Origin of the sequence: Planktothrix sp. FACHB-1355 (assembly GCF_014748295.1) — a bacterium.
In the GTDB taxonomy this organism is placed as follows: domain Bacteria; phylum Cyanobacteriota; class Cyanobacteriia; order Cyanobacteriales; family Aerosakkonemataceae; genus Aerosakkonema; species Aerosakkonema funiforme_A.
Genome location: NZ_JACJUP010000273.1, coordinates 1 through 6,622 on the forward strand (window position 1 = coordinate 1; position 6,622 = coordinate 6,622).

The 6,622-nt window shown below is 40.9% G+C and carries 9 protein-coding genes and 1 pseudogene; 8 read left to right on the forward strand and 2 right to left on the reverse strand.

Annotated features, from left to right (window positions below):
* The 7 genes from H6S82_RS13515 to H6S82_RS13545 form a co-directional block, all read left to right on the forward strand.
* The coding region (locus tag H6S82_RS13515) for a YeeE/YedE thiosulfate transporter family protein (protein ID WP_191056310.1) at positions 1-249 on the forward strand (249 nt) is incomplete at its 5' end.
* The gene (locus tag H6S82_RS13520) at positions 246-668 is read left to right on the forward strand and encodes a DUF6691 family protein (protein ID WP_190461742.1); all 423 of its coding nucleotides are present in this window, start codon (positions 246-248) and stop codon (positions 666-668) included. The genes H6S82_RS13515 and H6S82_RS13520, both read left to right, overlap by 4 nt.
* 137 nt (positions 669-805) lie before the next feature.
* On the forward strand, positions 806-1,696 hold the full coding sequence (locus tag H6S82_RS13525) for a sulfite exporter TauE/SafE family protein (RefSeq protein ID WP_190461744.1): 891 nt from the start codon (positions 806-808) through the stop codon (positions 1,694-1,696).
* 163 nt (positions 1,697-1,859) lie between these two features.
* Positions 1,860-3,128, forward strand: a complete 1,269-nt coding sequence (locus H6S82_RS13530) for a tetratricopeptide repeat protein (RefSeq protein ID WP_190461746.1) — start codon at positions 1,860-1,862, stop codon at positions 3,126-3,128.
* Between the two features lie 63 nt (positions 3,129-3,191).
* Entirely contained in the window at positions 3,192-4,034 is an 843-nt protein-coding gene (locus H6S82_RS13535) for an Rpn family recombination-promoting nuclease/putative transposase (protein ID WP_190461748.1), read from the forward strand.
* A 356-nt stretch (positions 4,035-4,390) separates the two neighbouring features.
* Positions 4,391-4,669, forward strand: a complete 279-nt coding sequence (locus H6S82_RS13540) for a type II toxin-antitoxin system RelE/ParE family toxin (RefSeq protein ID WP_190461750.1) — start codon at positions 4,391-4,393, stop codon at positions 4,667-4,669.
* A gap of 37 nt (positions 4,670-4,706) precedes the next feature.
* A complete protein-coding gene (locus H6S82_RS13545) occupies positions 4,707-5,021 on the forward strand; it encodes a HigA family addiction module antitoxin (RefSeq protein ID WP_190461752.1) in 315 nt (104 codons plus the stop codon).
* Between the two features lie 79 nt (positions 5,022-5,100).
* On the opposite strand, the gene H6S82_RS13550 is transcribed toward H6S82_RS13545, so the two are convergent.
* A complete protein-coding gene (locus H6S82_RS13550) occupies positions 5,101-5,403 on the reverse strand; it encodes a hypothetical protein (protein WP_190461755.1) in 303 nt (100 codons plus the stop codon).
* Complete coding sequence (locus H6S82_RS13555) at positions 5,387-5,671, reverse strand: BrnT family toxin (protein WP_190461757.1); 285 nt, start codon at positions 5,669-5,671, stop codon at positions 5,387-5,389. The genes H6S82_RS13550 and H6S82_RS13555 overlap by 17 nt, the downstream gene beginning before the upstream one ends.
* A gap of 104 nt (positions 5,672-5,775) precedes the next feature.
* On the opposite strand from H6S82_RS13555, the pseudogene H6S82_RS13560 reads away from it, so the two are divergent.
* Positions 5,776-6,622 (forward strand): annotated as a pseudogene (locus tag H6S82_RS13560) (tetratricopeptide repeat protein); the annotation flags it as partial.

Here is a 6,622-nt window from a genome sequence, read left to right on the forward strand (position 1 = left end):
GGCATTTTATACGAAAATGTACTAGCACCTCAACCAACTCCCACCGCTGCATTTAGTCCTTGGGCAATGATTATCGGCGGTTTTCTGGTAGGTTTTGGCACTCGCATGGGTAGCGGTTGTACTAGCGGTCACGGAGTATGCGGTTTAGGTCGATTGTCAATGCGATCGCTAGTCGCAGTTCTCACATTTATGATTACCGCTATCCTGACAGTTTTTGTTGTCCGTCACGTATTGCGGTTGAGTATATGAAAGAGAAGCTAATCGCGTTATTGTCAGGTGTGCTATTCGGTCTGGGATTGGGACTTTCTCAGATGATCGATCGCGATCGCGTACTCGGCTTTTTGGATGTCGCTGGTAATTGGGATGCCACATTATTATTTGTGTTGGGTGGCGCAGTCACGGTGACGGTAATTGCCTTCCGATTTGTCCTGCGTCTTCCTCACCCAATTTTGGCAGACAAATTTAATTTACCCACTAATAAACATATCGACAAACCTTTAGTAATTGGCGCTGCTATTTTCGGGATTGGGTGGGGAATAGCGGGTTACTGTCCTGGGCCAGGAATCGTTGCTTTAGTGTTACGGAATGGGAATCCAATTTTGTTTATGGTGGCGTTCGTTGCTGGTTCGATCGCGTACAAATTGTATGCGACTAATTCTAGATTTTAGATTCTTTTAGCTCATCCAGATTCTTTTGTAGTTTAGATAAATTTCCCAGCTAAATTTCACAGGTATTACTAACACCTGTGGGGGAATACTGTTGGCAAAAATTGCAGCCAATCGAAGAGATTATCAAGGAAAAAACAATGCTTATTTGGACGATCGGACATTTGTTAGCTGTCTGTATTGGTATTAGTTTGGGATTGTTGGGCGGAGGTGGATCTGTATTGGCTTTGCCAATACTGGTCTATGTGATGGGAATAGCACCCAAGTCTGCGATCGCGATGACTTTAGTCATTGTTGGCTCCGTTAGTTTGCTCGGAGTTATTCCCCATTGGCGACGAGGAAATATTAATTTGAAAAAAGCTTACATTTTCGGTTCTGCTACTATGTTAGGAGCATTTATCGGAGCCAAAATAGCCGTACTACCTATCGTTACAGAAACCTTTCAAATGGCCTTATTTGCCATGATGATGCTACTCATGGCTGTGTTTATGATCTTGCGAAATTCTCAATCTAAAAACCAACCTCAAAAAGAAAAACCAAAACCAATTCCTTCTCCTCAAACAGTGCATAAATATAGTTGGTTGTGGTTAACAGTTGAAGGAGTAGGCGTAGGCATTTTAACTGGTTTAATAGGCGTCGGCGGAGGATTTGCCATTGTGCCGGCTTTAGTGCTATTGGGAAATACCCCCATGAAAGAGGCAATTGGCACATCCCTGCTAATTATTGCTCTCAATGCTGTGGCTGGATTAATAGGTTATTTGGGTCATGTTTCTTTTGATACTTTCCTGACTGTATCATTTACATTAGCTGCTAGTTTGGGAACTTTATTGGGCGCTTATTTAGCTCAATTTGTCTCCGCACAACAACTTCAGAAAAGCTTTGGTTATTTTCTTTTAGCTGTGGCTGCGTTTGTTTTATTTCAAAATCAATCAGGATTTCATAAATCTGAAAGAACTTCTTCTAAAGCAATCCAACATACTTCAACTACAATTAAACAACCTATTACCTGTAGTACCCGTAGGTTGGGTTGAAGCATGAAACCCAACAAAATTAGGGGCTAAAGCCCAACTACGTACCTGAACCAATCTTAAAAAATTTGTTAAAATCTGCCAAATTAAACCGCTTTGTGCCATATTAGAGCGGGGACAGGACAAAATTGCTAAAACTCTTCCTGAAACCCAACGCCCTAAAAATATGGATGACGATCGCATTCAAGCTTATCTCAATCTGATTCAACAACTGCTGCATTGTCCTAGCGGTGAAGAACCACAGATTTTACAGGCAAATTCGGAATTGCTGGATTTGAAGTTTCTGGAAGTTTGCGAGGTAGTAGCAGCACAGTTTGCCGAGTCAGGAGACGAGAATACGGCTGATTTTCTACGAAGTCTGATCGGTCATCTAGAGGAATTTTTGGTGGGGGATGAAGAGGAAGAAGGGGAGGATTTAGAAGATGAAAGGATGCTGGAGTATGGGGATTTTATTCTAGAATTATTGCAAGCAATAGAACAGAATAACGATGGAGAAGTTATTTACCCCATATTAGCAGAACGGCAACATCTCCTGGACGATCGCTTTCCGGAAATTTTACAGCGAGTGACTGGAAATTTGCTCATTCAACATCCGAACTCAGTGCAGCGAGTTCTCTACTATGTAGAATCTTTAAGTTTTCATATCCTTGATTTGCCTTTGGGGGATAGAGCAAATAATATTGAAATTGCGATCGCAGGTTATCAAATCGTTTTAAGTCATCGTCCACCGGGCAGCGAAAAATGGGCGCGAACGCAACATCATATAGCCCATGCCTATCGTCACAGAATCGCAGGCGAAAAAGCCGATAACCTAGAAAAAGCGATCGCTATACACACCTCTGCCTTCCAAATTGACATCCGCGAGGGATTTCCCGAAGATTGGGCGAACGCGCAACATCATCTGGCAATTGCCTATTTATTCAGGATCGAGGGCGAAAAAGCTGATAATCTGGAGAAAGCGATCGCCGCACACACTACTAGCCTCGAAGTATACACCCGCGAGGATTTTCCCGATTATTGGGCAATGGTGCAACATAATTTGGCAGTGATTTACTCCGATCGAATTAAGGGAGAAAAAGCTGATAATCTCGAAAAAGCGATCGCATTTGCCACCAACGCCCTCGAAGTATACACCCCGGTAGCATTTCCCGTATATTGGGCGGGGATGCAAAATAGTTTGGGCAGTTTCTACAGTGCCAGAATTGGGGGAGAGAAAGCTGATAATCTGGAGAAAGCGATCGACGCACACACCGCCGCCCTCGAAGTATACACCCGCCAAGCATTTCCCGAACAGTGGGCAACCACGCAAAATTACCTCGCCAAAGCTTATCGTGACAGAATCAGAGGCGAGAAAGCTGATAACTTAGAGAAAGCGATCGCATTGGAAACTGCCGCCCTCGAAGTTACTACCCATGAAACTTTTCCTCAAGATTGAGCGATCGCCCACAAGCGGTATAGTTGACTTATCAACCCATAATCGCTGTTTTTATTATAATTAATGAAAACCGATAGTCTATTTTACAACATCTTCCGACAATTTCCCTTTATTTTCTTTGCCCTCCTGGGCATACCAGCCGAGACTACCAACCAATACGAATTTACCTCCCAAGAGGTGAAACAATTATCCTTTCGGTTAGATGGTTTATTCCTACCAATTAACCCCAATTCTCAACTACCATTCTATATTGTGGAGGTGCAATTTCAACCAGATCCAAATTTGTACTATCGTCTATTTGCCGAACTATTTATCTATCTCAGACAATACCAACCGCCGCATCCTTGGCAGTTAGTAGTAATCTACCCAAACCGCCAAACTGAAAGAGAAAATAATATCCACTTTCAGGAAATGTTGGCACTGCCTAATCTCACCCGTATTTACATCGATGAACTGAGTACGACAGAAACAGCATCTCTGCCGATAAAATTACTGAAACTAATTGTTGAACCGGAAAATACAGCGCCAGATTTGGCTAGAGAATTAGCTGCACAAGTGCGGACGGAAATACCTAATGTTACAGTCAGAGATAGTTTGATCGAATTACTTGAAACGATCGTTGTTTACAAGTTACCTCAAAAATCGAGAGAGGAGATAGCCGCTATGTTTAATCTAAGTGACTTAAAGAAAACCAGAGTTTATCAAGAAATTCAGGCTGAAGTACAAGCGGAAGCACAAGCTGAAATAGCCAAAATACAAGCTGAAGCGCAAGAAGCTAAACAGCGAGAAAAAGCTACAATTCTCAGACTGGTTAGCCTGGGATTAAGTACAGAACAAATTGCTACAGCCATAGACTTACCTCTGGCTGAAGTTGAAGCGACTATCGCCGAAGCCGAACAAAATTGATCGGGCAATAACTTGTAGGTTGGGTTGAGGAACGAAACCCAACTTACACTTTAATGATATAAGTTTGTAGGGTGCGTCAGAGGCGAAAATTTTTCGTGAGAAACCATAATTTTAATGTCTGACGCACCCTACTTAATAAACTGTTCTAAATAATTAGGGCTAGCAGCCCCTATTACAAAATATTACAAAGTTTTCGCAGAAAAATTTGATGTATTATCATAAGTAAATAAAGGAAGAAAACTAATTAGGAATCAAGAAGAAGTATTACAAATACTGAGACTACATCAAGATGAATAAAAAAATTAGGAATAAAATTTGAATAATGCTGTTTCTATTAATATAAGGAGAGTTGATGAATGATTCAGACCTTTAAAAATAAAGCTCTTGAAAAACTGTTTCAAGAGAATATTAATAAAGGAGTACCTCCTAATTTAGAAAAGAAAATAAGAATTAGATTAGAGGTCATAGATGCAGCTTTACTGTTAGAAGATATTAGATTACCGGGTTATGATTTACATGAACTCAAAGGCGATCGCCAAGGAACTTGGTCAATTAAAGTATCAGGAAATTGGCGAATTACGTTTAGGTTTGACGAGGGTGAGGTTTATGATGTCAACCTCGAAGATTATCATTAAAATAGTAAAATAAGTAATTCATTAGGAAAAGTAAAGTATGATACAAAAAAGAGAAAATCCGCTCCAAGATAGACCAGCAAAACCAGTACATCCTGGGGAAGTTATTGCCGATATTTTAGAAGATTTAGCAATTACTCCGACACAATTTGCCGAAATTTTAGGAGTGTCCAATCAAGTTGTTAATGACCTTATTCAAGGTGAACAACCTATTACTGTTGATTTAGCTATTAGAATTGGTAAAGCTTTTGGTAATGGTCATAGACTTTGGTTAAATCTTCAGCAAAAAGTTGATGTTTGGAATGCTTGGCGCATTCATCAACAAGAATACGATCGCGTGTTAAATTTAATTTGATTTAAAATAGTTTGTAGGGTGCGTCAGAGGCGAAAACTTTTCGTGAGAAACCATAATTTTAATGTCTGACGCACCCTACTTAATACTGAGAATGGATGTACTCTGCTAACACCTGATTAATCAATTCTTGAACCCCTTCTTCACCCGCTTTTGTCTCGAAGTATTCCACGATGAAGGCATCTAGCAACAAACTTATTTGTCGCCGATCTCGTTCAATATTTGGGCGATCGTTTTTTGTTATCGCTTGTTCTGTTCCGTCTTCCAAAACGCGAATCAAAGATCCCTTAAATCCCCGATGTCTACCAGGTTTGGCATTGCTGAAGTCATATTCCTCCAACATATCTTCTGCTTCGCTTTCATCCCGTTCAAGTTTGTGATTCATAGATTCGTTGTTCATTTTTTGTCGCTAATCTAGAACTAATAATCCGTATTCTATCGACTCGTTCAATGTAAGTGACAACCAACAAGCGCCCATTGCTTGATATGCCTACAATCTTAAACCGATCTTCCTGGTCAGAGTGAGCTTCATCGTAATCTTCAAGATAGAGGGGATCGTAGAAAACAGTTGCCGCCTCATCAAAGGAAACCCCATGCTTTTGGATATTAATTTGTGCTTTTTGGTCGTCCCATTCAAACCGTAATGAATCCATGCTATATCTGTAACATAGACAAACATTTTCTACCATAAACCCGAAAGACGCGAAAATACCAGACTCTCCCGTGCCTGCACGAGATCGGTTAAAATGGATTGCGGATGGGTTTTTGTCCGATCGGCTACTGGCATCACCTTATGAATGAGGAACGCATTCAAGCTTACGTGAATCTGATTCAAGAACTGCTAAATTGTCCAAGCGGGGAAGAACCAGAGATTTTACAGGCAAACTCGGATTTGTTGGATTTGGGTTTTCTGCAAGTTTGCGAGGGAGTAGCGGGACAGTTGGCAGAGGCGGGAAATGAGAATGCAGTTGATTTTTTGCGAAATCTTGCCAGTCAGTTAGGGGAATGGTTGGGAATGCAGTCAGCGGGGAATGGCGATATTTCAGAAGATGAAAATATCGAAAATTATCGAAACTTTATCCTAGATTTATTGCAAGCAGAAGAAGAAAGCAATAGCGATGTGGCGGTAATTTACCCGATGTTAGGGGAACGGCAACATCTCCTCAATGGGCGATTTGCGGAGATTTTACAGCAAGTGGCTGAAAATTTAATTGCCGAACATCCAGAAACAATTGAGTCAATTCTCGGCGTTATCGAAAATTTGAGTATTGATATTAGTGACTTTCCTTTGGGAAACAGAAGGAATAATATTGAAATTGCAATTATAGGTTATCAAATAGTTTTAAGTCATCGGGAAACGGGTAGCGAAAAATGGGCGGGAACGCAAAATAATCTGGGAATTGCCTACAGAAATAGAATCAAAGGGGAAAAAGCAGATAACCTAGAAATAGCGATCGCATCCTACACCGCCGCATTGGAAGTTCGCACTCGCCAAGCTTTTCCCCAAAATTGGGCAACGACGCAAAATAATCTGGGAAATGCCTACTTAAATAGAATCAAAGGGGAAAAAGCAGATAACCTAGAATTAGCGATCGCATCCTACA

Coding starts and splice junctions, on each gene's coding strand:
- H6S82_RS13530 (WP_190461746.1), top strand. CDS start 1,860: ATGGATGACGATCGCATTCAAGCTTATCTCAATCTGATTCAACAACTG.
- H6S82_RS13540 (WP_190461750.1), top strand. CDS start 4,391: ATGATTCAGACCTTTAAAAATAAAGCTCTTGAAAAACTGTTTCAAGAG.
- H6S82_RS13555 (WP_190461757.1), bottom strand. CDS start 5,671: ATGGATTCATTACGGTTTGAATGGGACGACCAAAAAGCACAAATTAAT.
- H6S82_RS13525 (WP_190461744.1), top strand. CDS start 806: ATGCTTATTTGGACGATCGGACATTTGTTAGCTGTCTGTATTGGTATT.
- H6S82_RS13550 (WP_190461755.1), bottom strand. CDS start 5,403: ATGAATCACAAACTTGAACGGGATGAAAGCGAAGCAGAAGATATGTTG.
- H6S82_RS13535 (WP_190461748.1), top strand. CDS start 3,192: ATGAAAACCGATAGTCTATTTTACAACATCTTCCGACAATTTCCCTTT.
- H6S82_RS13545 (WP_190461752.1), top strand. CDS start 4,707: ATGATACAAAAAAGAGAAAATCCGCTCCAAGATAGACCAGCAAAACCA.
- H6S82_RS13520 (WP_190461742.1), top strand. CDS start 246: ATGAAAGAGAAGCTAATCGCGTTATTGTCAGGTGTGCTATTCGGTCTG.